Below are 16,616 nucleotides of genomic sequence, written 5' to 3'. Positions count from 1 at the left end.
CACAGACTTATTTAGCGTTTGCTGATCTGGTCGAACGTACCGCCATTAGAGAAGTGCTCTTTCTGCGCTTTTGTCCAGCCGCCAAACTCTTCGTCGATGGTGAACAGCTTCAGCTGCGGAAATGCATTTTCGTATTTCTTCGCAACGTCTGTATCACGTGGACGATAGTAGTTTTTCGCTGCAATTTCCTGGCCTTCCGGAGAGTAGAGATACTTCAGATAAGCTTCCGCCACCGCTTTGGTGTCTTTCTTTTCCACCACTTTATCGACCACGGAAACGGTCGGCTCCGCGAGAATAGATTCACTCGGCGTCACTATCTCAAATTTGTCTTTACCCAGCTCGTTCGTTGCCAGCAGCGCTTCGTTTTCCCAGGCGATCAGCACATCACCGATACCACGTTCAACGAAAGTATTGGTTGAGCCACGTGCACCAGAATCGAGCACCTCAACGTTTTTATACAGGGCCTTCACAAAGTCTTGTGCCTTGGCCTGATCGTTGTTGTTGTGGTGCAGGGCATAGCCCCATGCCGCCAGATAGTTCCAGCGTGCGCCGCCTGAGCTTTTCGGGTTTGGTGTAATCACTGACACGCCGGGTTTGATCAAATCGTTCCAGTCATGAATTTGTTTGGGGTTGCCTTTGCGGACCAGGAACACGATGGTGGAGGTGTAAGGCGCAGAGTTATCCGGCAAGCGCTTAATCCAGTTTTTATCAATTCGACCACGTTCAGCAATGGCATCCACGTCATATGCCAGTGCCAACGTCACCACATCGGCTTCAATACCGTTGATGACAGAGGTCGCCTGTTTACCAGAGCCGCCGTGCGACTGGCGGATCACGACGTTATCGCCCGTTTCCTGCTTCCAGTGCGCGCTGAAGGCTTTATTGTACTGCTCGTACAGTTCACGTGTTGGATCGTACGATACGTTAAGTAACTGAATATCCTTTGCCAGAACGCTGGTTGATGCCAGCAATAATGTTAACCCTACGCCCCATTTGTTCATCGCCCAGCTCTCTTATGTGATGTTGTGATGAGCAAAGCGTGCCAGAAAGGCATCCAAACATTAAAGAATAAAAAAAGATTTGCTATAACTTCGGGGAATAAATGAGGAAGGTTGTGCCGGATGACGACTTACGCCTTATCCGGCCTACAAGAGTACACTCTGTAGGCCCGGTAAGCGAAGCGCCACCGGGCAACAAAAAACAATCAGTACAGTTTTTTCGCGCAGTCCAGCCAGTCACCTTTGAATGGACGCTTCATGTTCTCGATAGCATCGATGATATCGTGGTGAACCAGTTGCTCGTTCTGAATACCGACACAGCGACCGCCATGACCTGCCAGCAGCAGTTCAATAGCATATGCGCCCATACGGGATGCCAGGATACGATCGTAAGGAACCGGGGAACCACCACGCTGAATGTGACCCAACACGGTCGAACGCGTTTCGCGGCCCGTTTCCTTCTCGATGTAATGCGCCAGTTCGTCAACGTCACACATGTGTTCAGTGATCGCTACGATTGCGTGTTTTTTACCTTTCGCGATGCCCGCTTTGATTTCAGCAACCAAATCGTCGCGACTGAATTCCACTTCCGGAACCACTACGAACTCACAACCACCGGCAATTGCAGCCGCCAGGGTCAGATCGCCACAGTAGCGGCCCATCACTTCAACGATGGAAATACGCTGGTGAGAAGAAGAGGTATCACGCAGACGGTCAATCGCTTCTACTACAGTACCCAGAGCGGTGAAGTAACCGATGGTGTAGTCGGTGCCCTTGATATCGTTGTCGATAGTGCCCGGCAGACCGATGCATGGGAAGCCCATTTCAGTCAGGCGTTTTGCACCCATGTAAGAACCGTCACCGCCGATAACAACCAGCGCATCAATGCCACGCTTTTTCAGGTTTTCGATAGCCACCGCACGCACGTTTTCGTCGCGGAATTCCGGGAAGCGAGCTGAACCGAGGAAAGTACCGCCACGGTTGATCATGTCGGACACGCTGTAGCGGTCAAGCTGGACCATACGGTCTTCATACAAACCCAGGTAGCCATCATGGATCCCCATGACTTCCAGCCCTTCCGTCAACGCTGCACGTACAACACCACGGATTGCTGCGTTCATGCCCGGCGCATCACCGCCGCTTGTCAACACACCGATTTTCTTAATCATGACTACCTCTGAACTTTGGAATGCAAAATGAAATCTGCTGCCGGAAGTCGATTCCGCATATCGAAACGATCCAACGAATATGCAGATAGTATAACAATCACTTCCTGCTGAATTGATTCAGGTCAGGCCAAATGGTGGTAATTTATACACAAAATGCTGGCCCGGTTCACTTTTTACAACGAATTATGAAAGCTCAAACACCTTGCCTTCCTTGGGTACGACTGAACAGGGATCCTGATGAATGATGACATCCGATCCCGGGAAACGCCGTAAAATTGCCTGCTCAACCTGTTCAGCCACTAAATGCGCCTGAACGAGCGGCAGATTATCTTCCATTTCCAAATGAATCTGAATAAAGCGGGTCGGCCCTGACTGCCGCGTGCGAAGATCGTGAGCGCCGCTGACCCCAGGCCATGACGTCACGATATCAATAATTTCCTGACGTTCCTCATCGGGTAAAGCGCGATCCAGCAAAGATTGCACTGCCTCATACCCCATGCGTAATGCGCTATATAAAATATAGATGCCAATCCCGAGCGCAAACAAGGCATCCGCACGATGCCAGCCGTACCATGCCAGCCCGAGCGCAATGAGAATCGCACCGTTCATCATAACATCAGACTGATAATGAAGCATATCTGCCCGAACGGCCTGACTTTGCGTACGCTTCACTACCCAGCGCTGAAACGAGACCAGAATGATTGTACACACTAACGCAATGATGGTGACAACCACCCCAACGCCGGGATCTTTCATCGGCGTCGGTTGGATGAGATGCTGAATCCCGGTCAGGAATAAAAACAGCGCCGAACCGGAAATAAACATGCTTTGCGCCAGCGCCGCCAGTGATTCCGCTTTTCCGTGTCCGAACGTATGTTCATCATCGGCCGGTTGCAGCGAATAGCGCACCACCAACAGGTTGGTTAACGACGCCGCAATGTCCACCAGAGAATCCACCAGTGCAGCCAGAATACTGACCGATCCGGTGTACCACCACGCGAAAATTTTGATCAATAGTAACAGCGATGCCATCACGGTCGCCGCGATTGCCGCCCGGCTCACCAGCCGCCCATAGGTATGATTCATAAACACTCCAGCCAGAATATGCCGCTAGTATAACGGATGAAGTAAAACAGTCAGGCAATAACCGAGTGACAAATTTTGGGCAAAAAAAACCCCCACATCATGTGGGGGAAGACAGGGATGGTGAAGAAATCCAACCAGTAACACAATGGAATAAAAGGATTTATTCTAATCTTCGTCTACATTTTGACTACACTTCGACAAAGAAGCAGCCAGGCGCACCGCGCTTGGCTGTTCCGTTTTTGAGCACCATCGACAATAATACCCGCCTCAATACGGAGGGTATCCAATGGAAAAAATCATCACCATCATTGCAGCGATAGCCGGTATCGCTTTCTGGGTCGGGCTTATAAATCCTAAGTGGGTTTTTATGCCAAACAGGAAAAAATCTTCACTCGTCTATTTTGCAATCTGTATTATCGTTAGCGCTATTGGCGCGAGCGTATCCCCAAAGCAAGCAACAGCACCGCAAGCGGCAGCAGCGCCAGTCGCCACACCACCACAGAAAAAAGAATTCGAATACGCAACTAAAACGCTCAATGATTGGCGTCTTAGCTCTCAAAAAGAACGCCGCAACATCATTGAAACATTCACAAAAATCAATGAGTTTCCACAATCTTCAATCAATGGTTTTTATGGTTGCGTAAGCGAATATTCATACACAAAATCCAAAGATCTCCAGCTCGGCATGGTGCTCGATTGGTGCCAGGGTGATTACAAAAATGACCCAACATCCTTGGATAATCGCGTCACGTTTGACACTTTCGAAGATCAATTCAACCATTGGAGCGGGGCGTATAAACCATTAGAGACCGCCATCAAGAAAAGCATGAATGACGATGATTCATATGAACACGTAGAAACAACCTATCGGGTGATGATGAAAGGCACACCTCATGCCATTGTTAGCACAACATTCAAAGGCACAAACGCTTACGGGGCAGTAGTAAAACAAACAGTTTCTGCGGATGTAGATATTAAAACCGGTCAGATAATAAAAATAATTGAACAGTAGAAACAAAGAACCCGCCTATTCTCAGGCGGGTTTATTTTTTACAACACCAAACTTAACTGATCTTCGCCGTGATGACTTCGCGGGAAAACATCTTGAGGAACCACCGCGCCGGGGACTGGTTGAGTCTGGTTTAATGATTCGTCTATTTGCGTCATGCTGGTAAAACAGTAGCCGCACAACATGTTTTGACACTGGTGATAACTGCGTCGTACTAAATCACTCAACTCTACACTGGTACGAGTTTTCGCAACTGCACGGCAGCGAGGACAGCGCATTGCCATACGCGGGCCTCCTCTGGGCTGGTTAATATCACGTCAAGTATAACGCTTAACCCGTTGATTCGTCACCCGCCTCAGCGGTCCACTCATCAATCTTAACTTCCAGCTCCAGCGAGGTGGTAAAGCCGCCGCTGCCGATATCATGCACACATCGGGTAATCGTCCAGTAACCATTATCAATCGTGGACTTAAAGCCCGATACACTTGCCGATTGTTCCGGGTACAAATCCGCCCGGCCCCGCGCCAGCGTGATAGAGAATGACGCCGCGCCACGCTGTAACTGGCTCCACTTCGCCGCTGCTGCCCGCTTCGCTGCCTTCTCTGTTTTAAACGTCTTGCGGATCACGAATACGTTGCCTTCCGCGCCCGCCATGTAATCCCCTTCCTTGCTGCTTGAGGCGGGTTCTTTTGGCTTCTTCGGCTGGGTTGTCCGACGACTTCTGCGGGTGTTTGTTTGTACCGTGGTGGCGGGCTTTTTACCGAAATTCAGATCCAGCCAGTAAGCGGTAACGCCGGTATAAGCATCACGATCGGCAATGCTAAAACTGTGCTTGTCGCCGCTGGCCCGCACAATGCTGATCGCCGGTAAAGGTTTACCGCTCTGGGTTACGCCCTGCCCCGGCGTGATGAACAGCAACATGCCGTTTTTGACAGTGGCAACCGCACCCAGCATATCCGCCATTCTGGTGAGAAAACTGATATCTGATTCACTGGTTTGGTCAGCGTGATCGATCTCAATCTTCGCCAGTTCCTCACTCACCCCGGCGCGCAGGTCGTACCGGCTGGCAATACTGGCAACCACATCGCCAACGGTAATATCGTGCCAGGAGTATTCACGCTTCACGTTGAACGTGTCGCGAAAGTCTGCGCTGCGGGCGCTGATGGTGAGCTGATCAGGCGGGCCACGGTGCGCAACCTCATCAACGGTGTACAGCCCTTTAAATATCAGCGGGTCATTATCCCAGCCCAGCGAAACGGAAATCTTCGCTCCACGCGATGGCATAACGATCTGTCCGTCTGAATCATCCAGCGTGAGATCAAGCGTATCCGCTTCAAATCCCCGGTTGTCCGTCAGCGACAACGAGATCAAACGATCATCCAGCGCGGTGAGCTGCTTGCCCTCAATCTGAATACTGAACGCCGGGCGGGGAGAATAACGCGCATCATCATCCAACATCTTATTGGTTCCCTCATTGGTGAGGGTACCATCGTCGCCACGCGCGCGCGTACAGACAACGCGGGGCTGTTGTTGCGGTCTGCTGACAACGCCCACCTCTCGCACCAGCTGGCAATTGTCGCAATGATAAGTGGCAATCATTGACCTGGCGAGGCAACTACATGGCCACAAATTACCATCACGGTGTAACCGTCACGGAAACCACCGATCTGAGCACGATGATCACCGATATTGATTCGGCGGTTATCGGCGTCGTTTGTATCGCTGACGATGCAGACGAAGAAGCGTTCCCGCTGGATACCCCTGTACTCATTACCCGCGTGGCTAACATGCTGGGCAAAGCAGGCAAAACCGGCACCCTGTTCACCACCCTGAAAGCCATTTCAGACCAGACCAGCCCACAGACCATTGTGATCCGCGTGGCTGATGCGTCAAAAATTCCACCACCGGAAACCGGCACCGCTCCGACTCAGGATCAACTGGTCATTGGTGGCACCGACCCGGTAACAGGACTTTTCACCGGCATGTATGCGCTGTTATCGGCGGAGATGCGTGTTGGCGTCCGTCCGCGTGTGCTTGCCGTTCCCGGCCTTGATACTCAGCCAGTAGCGGCGCAACTCGGCGTGATGGCGGAGAAGCTGCGCGCCTTTTCTTATGTTTCAGCGAACGGCTGCAACACCATTGCAGAGGCAAAGGAATACCGCGAGCAGTTTGCCCAGCGTGAAATGATGGTCATCTGGCCTAACTTCATTTGCTACGACACCAACGCGGGAGCAAACGCCACCGTGCCGGTGGGTGCTCATGCGGTAGGGATGCGCGCCAAAATCGACGCAACGCAGGGCTGGCACAAAACCATTTCCAACGTTCCGGTTAACAACGTGCTGGGGATGGATCGCGATATCTATTTCACCCTACAGGGCACCGATACCGATGCGGACGAGCTGAACGCAGCAGGCGTCACCACCCTGATCAAACAGGACGGCTATCGCATCTGGGGATCACGTACCTGCGACGAAGAAACCTACATCTTTGAGAGCTACACCCGTACCGCTCAGATTGTGGCTGATACCGTGGCAGAGGCTCACTTCTCCTATGTTGATAAGCCGCTCACCCCGTCGCTGGTAAAAGATATCGTTGACGGTATCAACCGCAAGCTGACGTCCTATGTGACGGCGGGCAAGCTGCTGGGTGCGCGCTGCTGGTATGACCCTGAACCGAATACCAGCGAAACGCTGCGCAACGGGCAGCTCACCATCAAATACAACTACACGCCTGTCCCGCCGCTGGAAAATCTCAGCCTGGTGCAGGAGTTCACTGATGAATACTTCGCTACGTTTTCCAGCGCAGTGAATAACTAACCGGGGGCGCGTATGGCTCTGCCTAACAAACTTAAATACTTCAACATGTTCTTTGACGGGGATAACTATTTCGGCATGGTGCCGGAAATCACCCCGGCGAAGTTAACCCGCAAAACAGAGGATTATCAGGCCGGTGGTATGCCGGGTTCTGTCGCGGTCGATCTCGGCTTTGATGCCGGGGCGCTGGATATGGATATCACCCTTGGCGGCATGGATGCGGGGCTGCTGAAAAAATGGGGCATCGCCACCGCCGATGGTATGCAAACGCGCTATGCCGGGTCTTACCAGGATGACTCAACCGGCGAAGCGGTACCCGTTGAAATCCAGACGCGCGGACGCTTTACGGAGATGGATCCGGGCACGTCCAAAACCGGGAATGATACTTCCCATAAGTACACCCTGAAAAATACCTATTACAAGCTGACCATCAACGGCGAAGAAATCATTGAAGTTGATGTGCTCAATATGATCTACAAAGTTGGCGGCGTTGACATGATGGAAAAACACCGCGCCAACATTGGCTTATAAGGAATTAACACACCATGACCAAAGTAACCGGTAAAGAAGTTGTAACGCTCAATGCGCCTATCGTTCGCGGTAAGACGGCAATCAGCGAAATCACGATCACGCCAGTCTTAAAGCAGGCCGGATCGCTGCGTGGCTTAAAAGTCTATGACGTTCTGACGTCGAATTATGATGCGCTGGTTGTTCTGCTGCCGCGCGTCACCGCCCCGGCGCTGACCGCTGACGAAATCGCCCGCATGGATACGTGGGACTTCTGCCAGCTCGCCAACGCGGTGGTTGATTTTTTGCAGCCACCTTCGGATCAGAGCGTGACGGATACGGGCAGCGCGTCATCCGATGCCCCTGCGAACGCATAGAAAACTTAATGGCGGATATCGCCGTCATTTTCCACTGGCGACCAGCGGAGATGGACGCCATGACGGTAGAGGAACTTCTGTTATGGCGTGATCAAGCCGCTGCGCGCAGTGGCGGAGATCAATAAATGGCAGACCGCAAATTAAATATTCAGGTGGCATTCAGCGCCCTGAATAATATGTCTCAACCTGTCAACGCGGCGCGCCAGAGTGCCGCCGCGCTGGCCTCTCAAATCAAGCAGACGCAGAGCAGCATCAGAGGGCTTGAGCGTCAGGCTACCAGCTTTGACCGGCTGACCAACGCCAACAAAAAAACCACCGATCAACTGGCTCAGGCAAAGACGCAGGCGCGTGAAATGGCGGCGGCTTTCGGCCCACTTAAACAGCGCAGTGCTGAACAAGTTACCGCCCTCAATCAGCAGCGAGCAGCGATCCGCAACCTGACAGCCCAGCAGAAAACGGAACAGGCCCAGCTCAACCAGTTACGCGCCAGCTTCTACAGCGAAGGAATTGCGATTAGCAGTACAAGCCGGGCAACAGAACAAATCAGCCAGCGCACCGCGCAGTACAATCGCCAGCTTACTGAGCAGCAGCGGCGGCTTGAGTCCGTTACGCAGGCGCAGGCCCGCTATGCCCGCGCTAAAGAAACCGGTGAAAAGCTACAAAGCGCAGGTATGAAGACCGCAGCGACCGGCGCGGCGGTACTTGCTCCCGTCGCTGCTGCCATCAAGAGTTACAGCAGCCTGGAAGACGCCATGAAGGGCGTATCCAAACAGGTGAACGGCCTGCGCGATGATGACGGCAACCGCACCGCTCAGTTTGCTGAGATGCAAAAGGCCATCAAAGACGCTTCCGAAAATCTGCCGATGCCCAACGGTGCTGTTGATTATGCCGCCCTGGTAGAGGGTGGCGCGCGTATGGGCGCAGCTAACAGCGATGATCCATGGCAGAAGCAGAAAAAAGATCTGCTTACGTTTGCCAACACTGCCGCTATGGCCTCAAAGGCGTTTGAGCTGCCTGCCGATCAGCTGTCGGAAAGCCTGGGTAAGATTGCAGGCCTGTACAAAGTACCAATACAAAATATTGGCGAATTAGGCGACGCCATTAACTATCTTGACGACAACGCCAAATCAAAAGGCTCCGAAATAATTGATGTTCTGTTGCGAGTGGGCGGCACCGCCGATCAGCTCGGCTATAAGAACGCGGCGGCGTTAGGGTCTACATTCCTGACCCTTGGTGAAGGCGCAGAGACTGCTGGTACTGCTGTTAAAGCGATGGTGCGCGAGCTGGGCAACGCCATGGTGCAACCTGATCGGTTTATGGAAGGTCTGGACGCGCTGGGGCTGAGCGCGGAGAAGGTGCAGAAGAACATGGCAAAAGACGCCATGGGCACCATCATGGCGGTGATGGAAGCCACCAAAAAGCTTGATGACGACAAGCAGCTAAACGTTCTTACTCAGCTTTTTGGTGATGAATACGCCATGGCAGTTAGAAAGGTCGCCAACAACCTGCCAGAGCTGCGCAGGCAGCTCGAATTAACCCACGGCACCGCGTCTAAAGGCTCCATGAAGCGGGAATCCGATATTGATAAAGATTCACTCTCATCACAGTGGCAGATAACCAAAGCGGAGTTTGGCAACAATTTCAGTGCTCTGGGTGAAACCATGCGCGGGCCAATGATGGCGATCATGAAATCAGTCGGGGGCGTCCTGCAATCAATCCGGGGCTGGGTTGAAGCCAATCCTGCACTGGTTGCAGCCATCATGAAAACCGTCGCCGCAATTGGTGCCATTCTCACGGTGCTGGGTACGCTTATGCTGGCGCTGGGCGCAATACTCGGCCCGATGGCGCTTGTACGTTTGAGCTTTACCACGCTGGCAGGTGAAGGCGGGATCGCCAAACTGCTGACCAGCATCACCCGGCTTGGCGGCGCGTTTCAGTGGCTGGCTGGTTCGCCCATGCAGGCGCTGCTTACTGCCGGTCGGGCGGTCTTTGGCCCCCTGATCACGCTGCTGGCGGGTATCTCTGCCCCGGTCTGGGGTTTGATTGCCCTGTTTGCTGGCGTCGCTATTGCGATCATCCAGTTCTGGCAACCTATCAAGGCATTTTTCAGCGGGTTCTTTACCGGCCTGATGCAGGGGCTACAGCCGATCTTTTCTATCGTTTCCGCCGTATTCTCGCCGCTGGTACCCATATTTGACGCCATTGTCTCCGCGCTCAGTACGGTATGGGACTGGTTTACAAAACTGTTTGAGCCGATCCAGTTCTCCACCGAGGCACTGAAATCCTGCACCAGTGCCGGGGAAGCCTTCGGCAACGTGGTAGGTGGTGCTATCTCACTGGTTCTCTGGCCCGTTGAACAGCTCTGGAAAGGTCTGGATCTGGTGCTGGAAAAGTTGGGCCTGATCCCCGACCAGGCAGAGAGAGCCAAAAAAGCCGTTGAGCAGGTGAACACGCAGAAGAAACTTACCGGGCTGGCGGATACGCTTGCCGGGGATCTTAAAGCGGTCACGACACAGGCGAAAAAAGAAGAAGAGAAAAAAGACCAGAAGCGAAAAACGGAACAGAGCCAGCAGCAGCAGGCGCTTGCCAATAACCTGAAAGGCCCGGCGAATCTCGCACCGAAGATCAGCGGTAGCCTGGATAAAATCGCCAGCAATACGGCAGAGAAGAAAGACGGCCCCGGTGAAATCGTCTTCAAAAACAAACAGCCGTACATTCCTATCCGTGGCGGGTACGCCGAACCGGTGCAGCAGGTTCAGCGGCAGGTGCCATCACTCACAGCATGGATGCAGCAGCAGGCTGGCGCGCTCGTTTCTTCGGTGCTGCCGTACAGCGTTCAGCAGCCTGCCACCCGTTCGCCAGTGTCGGCGGTTCCGTCTGCGGCTTCCGTCGCGGCGCTGATGCCTGGCGGCGACGTGTTTAACTTTGAAATCAACATCAACGACGCGGGCCAGATGGATGAACAAAAACTTGTCCAGCGCATCCGCGAAGAGTTCACCGTTGCCCAGCAGCAGGCCGCACGGCGTAAACGCTCGCAACTGACCGATCACGAATAAGGGGCATAACCATGATGATGATATTGGGCATGTTTCCGTTTGCGCTGCAAACGACGCCCTACCAGACGTCGAACCAGTCGAATACATGGCGACACGTCAAAAACGATCGCGTGGGGAAATCCCCGCGCTATCAGTACATAGGCCCGGATGAAGAGCCGATCACGCTCTCCGGTACGCTGTACCCCGAAATCAGCGGCGGCGATGTGTCGCTCACTACGCTGGAGACAATGGCATACACCGGCAGAGCCTGGCCCCTGATTGAAGGTACCGGCAAGATTTACGGTATGTATGTGATCGACGGGTTAACCCAGAATCGCACTGAGTTCTTTCAGGATGGGAAAGCGCGGAAGATTGATTTTACCCTCAGCCTGAAAAAGGTCAGCGAGGATATCAGGGAGAAGCTGGCGGAAATTACCAACGATGATGTGCTGTCTATGGTGAAAGCGGGGGTGAATTTCTAACTTTATTTTTTATGGCCAACACGTTCATTGTTGGCAGTGTGGTACCGAAATCATCGGGCACCGTCACTTTTAACCGTGCTACAGCACGGTCATTTATGGCGGTGCTGTAGCTTCTATCAAAGGTTCCTATGCTGGAAATGCTGGCCACTCAACATCTGGCGCACTACTCAAATCCAGGCGCCGCAGTTTAGTGCGACATTCCCGGAGTGCATTTAGCTCGGCCAGTTCAGAATCGGTAATATCACCATCATCCTGCGCCTCAACAAGACGATTGATGCGAAGTGTCAATGCTGACATTCTGCTGGTACGTTCAGCTTCGGCGGTCGCAACATAATCAATCACAGGTACTGACGCTACAGGATAGCCATTGTCATCAGGCTTAATGATTTTACCTTTACCCTGAGCATCAAAGAGTGCCTTATAATCAGAGTCCGTAACCGGAATTGCATCCTCAGGCCATCCCGCGCCAGATTCGTACTCATGCTTGTCATCTACCGGGTAAAAGCCCTGACGTGAAGCACTGTAATAATATCGCCACGACAATACCGGTCGCCCGGTATCATCGGGAACAATAATTTTCCCCGTTTTAACTCCCGCCTGCAGCTGTTGATAATCCATGCCAGTAACTGCAACTACATCAACCGGCCATTCAGAAGGGAGCGCATCTGCATCCTCTGGTAACTCAAAAAAGTTGTTCCATGACGCACTGTAATAATATTGTGATTTCATATCAGTATCCGATTGCCAGATATTTACCGGAGCGAGGGCTATTATCACTCGCACCTTTTTGAAGTACCGCGCCAGAGGATGAGTAACTCTGACTCCCTATTTGCTGCGCTGCACCGCCATTACCGGGAACAGGAATAACCATCAGGCACCCATTTTTGAACGCTTTGGGGAAAGTCACGCTAGTGCCTGCTCCTCCTGCAGCATCAGGTATGTTCCAGCCTCCAACACGGAACTGGAGCTGAGATGAAAAAGCATCCCACCACAACCCATTCCCGTCAGTAGACATGCCGTCTTTCATGAATGCATCCAGCCAGCCGCCCCATTTACTTCCTGTTAAATTACCGTCAGTAGCCAGAATGCAGGTGCTACCAACCTGGAGACTGGTTTCAGCTGTGAGCTTTCCTTTAAAGAAATTATTCCCCGGCGTCAGCGAGGCAATATCGTTGCCACCAACCTGAATAACCAGGTTGTTAGCGCCGCCAATTAGATTCACATCGCCATCACGCAATACGACCTTTGGTGCCTTAAGTGATTCAGCCGCGGCTACCTGTTTAACGTGATAAAAACTATCTGACGTCAGCGTTGCAACATCTTTACCGCCAACCTGCATGACAAGATTATTTGGACCTGAGTAGAAAATAATATCCCCATCTCTGAAGATGTATTTTGGTGACTGAAGAACCTCACCTGCAGAGATAATTTTTTTATGAAAGAAGCTACCCGCTTTTATTTCTGCAACAGGCTCCCCACTCACGGTAAAGACTAATGTCGTACCATCTTGAGAAGAGGTGAGTCTTATCTTTCCATCCCGTAAAGTTATAGAGGGTGCCTTCAGTCCACCAAACTCTGGAGAGTCGGTCTTTCCCAGACCAAGGTATTGAAGAAGTCCCGCAACATCCTTGCCACTCAGGTTGGTCAGCGTGGCGTCTTTCTGCTGCTTTCCAGCAAGCGCATTCGTCATGGTAGTGGCGAAGTTCGGATCGTTACCCAGTGCAGCCGCCAGTTCATTCAGTGTATCCAGCGCCGCCGGGGATGATGCCACCAGTGCCGCAATAGCTGATTTCACAAATGCCGTGGTGGCAACCTGCGTATTGTTCACGGTCTGCGCAGCAGTGGGTGCCGTTGGCGTTCCGGTCAGGGTCGGGCTTGCCAGTGGAGCTTTCAGCGCCAGTGCGTTATTTAGGGCCGTGACCACATCCTGCACAAAAGCTGTGCTGGCAATCTGTGTGGTATGGGTTCCTGCCGGTGCAGTTGGTGCTTTCGGCGTCCCCGTCAGCGTAGGGCTTTCCTTAGTGGCGTACTGAGTATGAGGGTCCGCTGCGGCAAGGTGTTTAGCCATCAGATCATCCACATACACCCTAAGCTCCAGCACCTTGTCATCCACATATTTGCGGGTTGCCAGAACCACTGACGGGTCAATTTTCAGGGTAATGTTATCGGTACTGCTGGTAATAAGCACCATTCGCACCGTCTGCGTGCGTCCGCTCCCCTCAGCCAGCTGCGGCTTGTAGCTCTCAGGGCAATTGCCCACGGCAATCAGTGCGCCGGTTTCATCAAAAAGACCGACCTCACGAATCCACCAACCGCCCTCAGTTTCTGGGATCACCTGCTCAGCAATAATCTGGCTGCTGTTCTGCGGATCGATATACAGCATATTCAATGCCGCACGGCGCTTTTCAGCAACCAGCGCTGTCTGCTGCGCGCTGGGCGTTGGCAACACTCCACCACCGTCGCCCACAGCCATCTGGGTAATCTTAAGCGGGACACCAAGCGCGGCGGCGCTTGCCAGTTTCGCCGCGCCGATATCCGTCAGCAGGGTATAAAATTTTGCGCTCATGGATTCACTCTCATTGTGTCAATAACATGGACTGCCCCGCCCTCGTAAGCGGTGCCGCCGGAAATAATGGTTTCGTTGATATACGGGTAGATCGTGATTTCCTCTCCGGTGTAGGTGGCTGCCCCCACAAAATAGGGGCCGCTGGTCTGCAGGTTGATGGACATGCCGACCAGATGGCGGCTGCACGGCTTGGCGTCACCAATCAGGCGCTCCAGTTCCAGATAGGTTTCTTCCGTAATGCCCTGGTCCTGCACGCCAATATCCAGGCGAAACGTGCCCGGTTTCTCGCCGGTCTGCCACCACTCAATGATGCGGATCAGGAAGCCGAACGGCTCCACCACGCGCCGCACGGCGCTGGTTGTTCCCTTGTGCTGATGGATGTAGAAAGCATCTTGCACCACGCGGCGCTTGACGTTTTCCGCCCAGCTTTCGTCCCAGCGATCAACGGAGAAAGCCCACGCCAGATAGGGCAGCAGGTCAACCGGGCAGGTGTACGGATCCCAGAGCTGACGCAGCGGTACCCGCACTTCCCCCAGAGAGGCGCAGACGCGGGCGGCGACACGCTCAAGGCGCGTTGAGCTGGGCGGCGTGAGGGTTTTACTCATCGTATCCCCCAACGGTTATGGTGTAGCCGGTACAGTGGGACGCCTGAGTATCATCAAGCACCATATCCGCCACCGGCTGCGCCAGCTCCACCCGCTGCACTCCTTCTACATGCAGCGCGGCATAAATGGCAGACAGCCGGATATCCCGCCCCAGACGACGCTGATCGGCTATGTACGCTTGTAACTTCTGCTCAGATGCCTGGCGGATGGGTTCCGACTCCGGCCCCGGATAGATATACAGCGTGGCATCAATCTCATAAGGCACGATCTCCGCCGCCTGCACGGTCACGCGATCGGCAACCGGGCGCACCTCTTCGCCATTCAGCGCGCTGGCAACGATATCGATCAGCTCCTGGCTGGCGGTGCCGTCACCCTCGCGGGAAAGCACAGAGATGGTAACGCAGGCAGGCGTTGGGCTTACGGCAGACACATCAGCAACGCGCCCATCAGCAGACAGGCCGAAAAATTCATATGCCGCCGTTGGCCCGGCGACGCTCAGCCCTTCAAACGCCTGCGGTGTGCGGACGCGCAGATCGGCATCCGATTCCATCACTGCAGGCACAGGCGGTACAACGCTGTCATCTTCCGGCGTGATGGTCAGGCGCTCCACATTGAAATTTGCCGCCAGCTGATCCAGATCACTGCCCACGGAGTACGCTACCATTACCGCGCGCGCCGCTTCGTTCACGCGCTGGCGTAACAACAATTCGCGATAACAGTTTTCTTCCAGCAGCATGGTGATCGGCTCAGATTCCAGCGAGAGAGTGCGCCTGATAACGTCCTGCTCATCTTCCTGGTAAAGCGCGATAAACGCCTCTTTACGCTCATTGAACAGCGTTTCAAAGTCCAGCGGCTCCACCACTACCGGAGGCGGTAATTGTGAAAGGTCAATTGTTCCGCTCATGCCTGCACCTGCCTGCCGATCGTTACGTCCGTGGTAAAGGGTGATTGGGTATCGGTACGACTGGCTTTGATGGTGGCAACCATCTGCCCCGCCCCGGTTTCCGTCAGCACAATATTGGTCAGCGAGATACGCGGCTCCCAGAGGAAAAGCGCGCTGTATATCGCGGACATAATGCGAAGGCGCGTTACAGCGTTACCTGGCTGATCAATCAGGTTATTGAGCTGCGAGCCGTAGGCGCGGCGCATAACGCGAGAGCCAACCGGCGTTAGCAAAATGTCATTGATGGACTGAGAAATGTGCTCGTTATCGGTGAGCGCTTCACCGGTTTCGGCGTTCATCCCGCGATATCTTGCGCTGGTCATTGTGGGCCGTCCGTCTGGCTTTCGCCACGTTCTACGCCGCCATGTTTGTGGGTATGCACCACAACGCCATTTGATGTAATGCTGCCGCCGCTATGCTCAACATTGCCGGTCATCTTGCCACCCTGTTTCATCTCAAACGTGGAGCATGAGAGCTTTTGAGTGCAGATCACTTCCGGCGTATCAAGAGTGATTGAGGTTGTTGCGGTGCAGGTAATTTGTGGGGCCGTCGCTGCGATGGATTCCAGCGCCTTAACCGTTGCGCTCTTCACTCCAGTAACAACCAGCGCACCGGCTTCCGGGTCATAGGCTATTTTCGCCCCGTCAGGGAACAGGATCACATCTGACGCCGCGCCGCTATCAGGTGGCTTCACGCTGTCGCTGTACAGGCTCCCCCAGATAATCGCGTTGTCAAAGTCTCCACCCGGAGACAAAAGCAATACCTGCTCACCCGGCGTTGGTGCCCACCATGTAACCGCCGTTCCCGCCCGTAAGGTTGCCCAGCGGATCCAATCGGCATCATTTCCCCCGCTTTTCACGCGGGCAACGTAGCGCTCATGATCGACTTCGGTCACGGTACCGACGCGGACAACATTACAGAGCAGGCGGTTGAGTTCGTTCAGGTTCATAAGCTGGCTTGCGTTATTAAATTTACAGCCAGTTTCATGATCCACGCGCGCGCAAGCAACGCGCTGGCGTTGTCAGG

At 53.6% G+C, this 16,616-nt stretch carries 18 protein-coding genes and 1 pseudogene; 7 read left to right on the top strand and 12 right to left on the bottom strand.

Features of this window, described 5'->3' with window-relative positions:
• Positions 1–11 precede the first annotated feature (11 nt).
• The 3 genes from sbp to fieF form a co-directional block, all read right to left on the bottom strand.
• The gene (gene sbp / locus C2U41_RS23535; RefSeq protein WP_048216994.1) at positions 12–1,001 is read right to left on the bottom strand and encodes a sulfate/thiosulfate ABC transporter substrate-binding protein Sbp; all 990 of its coding nucleotides are present in this window, start codon (positions 999–1,001) and stop codon (positions 12–14) included.
• Between the two features lie 203 nt (positions 1,002–1,204).
• Positions 1,205–2,167, bottom strand: a complete 963-nt coding sequence (pfkA, locus tag C2U41_RS23530; protein ID WP_003028778.1) for a 6-phosphofructokinase — start codon at positions 2,165–2,167, stop codon at positions 1,205–1,207.
• A 183-nt stretch (positions 2,168–2,350) separates the two neighbouring features.
• On the bottom strand, positions 2,351–3,253 hold the full coding sequence (fieF, locus tag C2U41_RS23525) for a CDF family cation-efflux transporter FieF (RefSeq protein ID WP_003028775.1): 903 nt from the start codon (positions 3,251–3,253) through the stop codon (positions 2,351–2,353).
• 286 nt (positions 3,254–3,539) lie between these two features.
• On the opposite strand from fieF, the gene C2U41_RS23520 reads away from it, so the two are divergent.
• Complete coding sequence (locus C2U41_RS23520) at positions 3,540–4,265, top strand: hypothetical protein (protein WP_103848532.1); 726 nt, start codon at positions 3,540–3,542, stop codon at positions 4,263–4,265.
• Positions 4,266–4,303: 38 nt separating this feature from the next.
• Here C2U41_RS23520 and C2U41_RS23515 read toward each other — a convergent pair whose 3' ends face one another.
• Entirely contained in the window at positions 4,304–4,540 is a 237-nt protein-coding gene (locus C2U41_RS23515) for an ogr/Delta-like zinc finger family protein (RefSeq protein ID WP_374208663.1), read from the bottom strand.
• 52 nt (positions 4,541–4,592) lie between these two features.
• On the bottom strand, positions 4,593–5,720 hold the full coding sequence (locus C2U41_RS23510) for a phage late control D family protein (protein WP_103848538.1): 1,128 nt from the start codon (positions 5,718–5,720) through the stop codon (positions 4,593–4,595).
• Between the two features lie 161 nt (positions 5,721–5,881).
• Between C2U41_RS23510 and C2U41_RS23505 the strand changes: the two genes are divergently transcribed.
• Genes C2U41_RS23505 through C2U41_RS23480 form a run of 6 tightly spaced genes read left to right on the top strand, consistent with a single transcriptional unit; the run spans position 5,882 to position 11,476 of the window.
• Positions 5,882–7,078 carry a phage tail sheath subtilisin-like domain-containing protein gene (locus C2U41_RS23505; protein ID WP_103848531.1) on the top strand — a complete coding sequence of 399 codons (1,197 nt, stop codon included), beginning with the start codon at positions 5,882–5,884 and terminating at the stop codon, positions 7,076–7,078.
• Positions 7,079–7,090: 12 nt separating this feature from the next.
• Positions 7,091–7,606: a phage major tail tube protein gene (locus C2U41_RS23500; protein WP_103848530.1), complete on the top strand. Its 516-nt coding sequence runs from the start codon at positions 7,091–7,093 to the stop codon at positions 7,604–7,606.
• Positions 7,607–7,620: 14 nt separating this feature from the next.
• Complete coding sequence (locus C2U41_RS23495) at positions 7,621–7,959, top strand: phage tail assembly protein (RefSeq protein ID WP_101361061.1); 339 nt, start codon at positions 7,621–7,623, stop codon at positions 7,957–7,959.
• 8 nt (positions 7,960–7,967) lie between these two features.
• Positions 7,968–8,084, top strand: coding sequence for a GpE family phage tail protein (locus tag C2U41_RS30215; RefSeq protein ID WP_015698216.1), 117 nt, complete (start codon positions 7,968–7,970; stop codon positions 8,082–8,084).
• On the top strand, positions 8,085–11,015 hold the full coding sequence (locus C2U41_RS23485) for a phage tail tape measure protein (RefSeq protein WP_103848529.1): 2,931 nt from the start codon (positions 8,085–8,087) through the stop codon (positions 11,013–11,015).
• A gap of 11 nt (positions 11,016–11,026) precedes the next feature.
• On the top strand, positions 11,027–11,476 hold the full coding sequence (locus tag C2U41_RS23480; protein WP_063922329.1) for a phage tail protein: 450 nt from the start codon (positions 11,027–11,029) through the stop codon (positions 11,474–11,476).
• A 126-nt stretch (positions 11,477–11,602) separates the two neighbouring features.
• Here C2U41_RS23480 and C2U41_RS23475 read toward each other — a convergent pair whose 3' ends face one another.
• The 7 genes and pseudogenes from C2U41_RS23475 to C2U41_RS23450 all read right to left on the bottom strand — a co-directional run bounded on the left by C2U41_RS23475 (position 11,603) and on the right by C2U41_RS23450 (position 16,539).
• Positions 11,603–12,205 (bottom strand): tail fiber assembly protein, encoded by a 603-nt coding sequence (locus tag C2U41_RS23475; protein WP_233901277.1) that lies wholly within the window; start codon positions 12,203–12,205, stop codon positions 11,603–11,605.
• Position 12,206: 1 nt separating this feature from the next.
• Positions 12,207–12,347 carry a hypothetical protein gene (locus C2U41_RS30210; RefSeq protein ID WP_442861387.1) on the bottom strand — a complete coding sequence of 47 codons (141 nt, stop codon included), beginning with the start codon at positions 12,345–12,347 and terminating at the stop codon, positions 12,207–12,209.
• Positions 12,348–13,063: 716 nt separating this feature from the next.
• Positions 13,064–14,042 (bottom strand): annotated as a pseudogene (locus C2U41_RS23470) (phage tail protein); the annotation flags it as partial.
• Positions 14,039–14,647, bottom strand: coding sequence for a phage tail protein I (locus C2U41_RS23465; protein WP_103848528.1), 609 nt, complete (start codon positions 14,645–14,647; stop codon positions 14,039–14,041). The pseudogene C2U41_RS23470 and the gene C2U41_RS23465, both read right to left, overlap by 4 nt.
• Positions 14,640–15,551 carry a baseplate assembly protein gene (locus tag C2U41_RS23460; protein WP_103848527.1) on the bottom strand — a complete coding sequence of 304 codons (912 nt, stop codon included), beginning with the start codon at positions 15,549–15,551 and terminating at the stop codon, positions 14,640–14,642. Before C2U41_RS23460 ends, C2U41_RS23465 begins: the two co-directional genes overlap by 8 nt.
• On the bottom strand, positions 15,548–15,913 hold the full coding sequence (locus C2U41_RS23455) for a GPW/gp25 family protein (RefSeq protein ID WP_103848526.1): 366 nt from the start codon (positions 15,911–15,913) through the stop codon (positions 15,548–15,550). Before C2U41_RS23455 ends, C2U41_RS23460 begins: the two co-directional genes overlap by 4 nt.
• Positions 15,910–16,539 carry a phage baseplate assembly protein V gene (locus C2U41_RS23450; protein WP_103848536.1) on the bottom strand — a complete coding sequence of 210 codons (630 nt, stop codon included), beginning with the start codon at positions 16,537–16,539 and terminating at the stop codon, positions 15,910–15,912. The genes C2U41_RS23455 and C2U41_RS23450 overlap by 4 nt, the downstream gene beginning before the upstream one ends.
• Between the last annotated feature and the right edge of the window lie 77 nt (positions 16,540–16,616).

Source organism: Citrobacter freundii complex sp. CFNIH4 (assembly GCF_002934505.1).
GTDB lineage: Bacteria > Pseudomonadota > Gammaproteobacteria > Enterobacterales > Enterobacteriaceae > Citrobacter > Citrobacter freundii.
The sequence above is the reverse complement of the archived record's forward strand: the minus strand, read 5'-3'. Positions and strand labels throughout refer to the sequence as shown.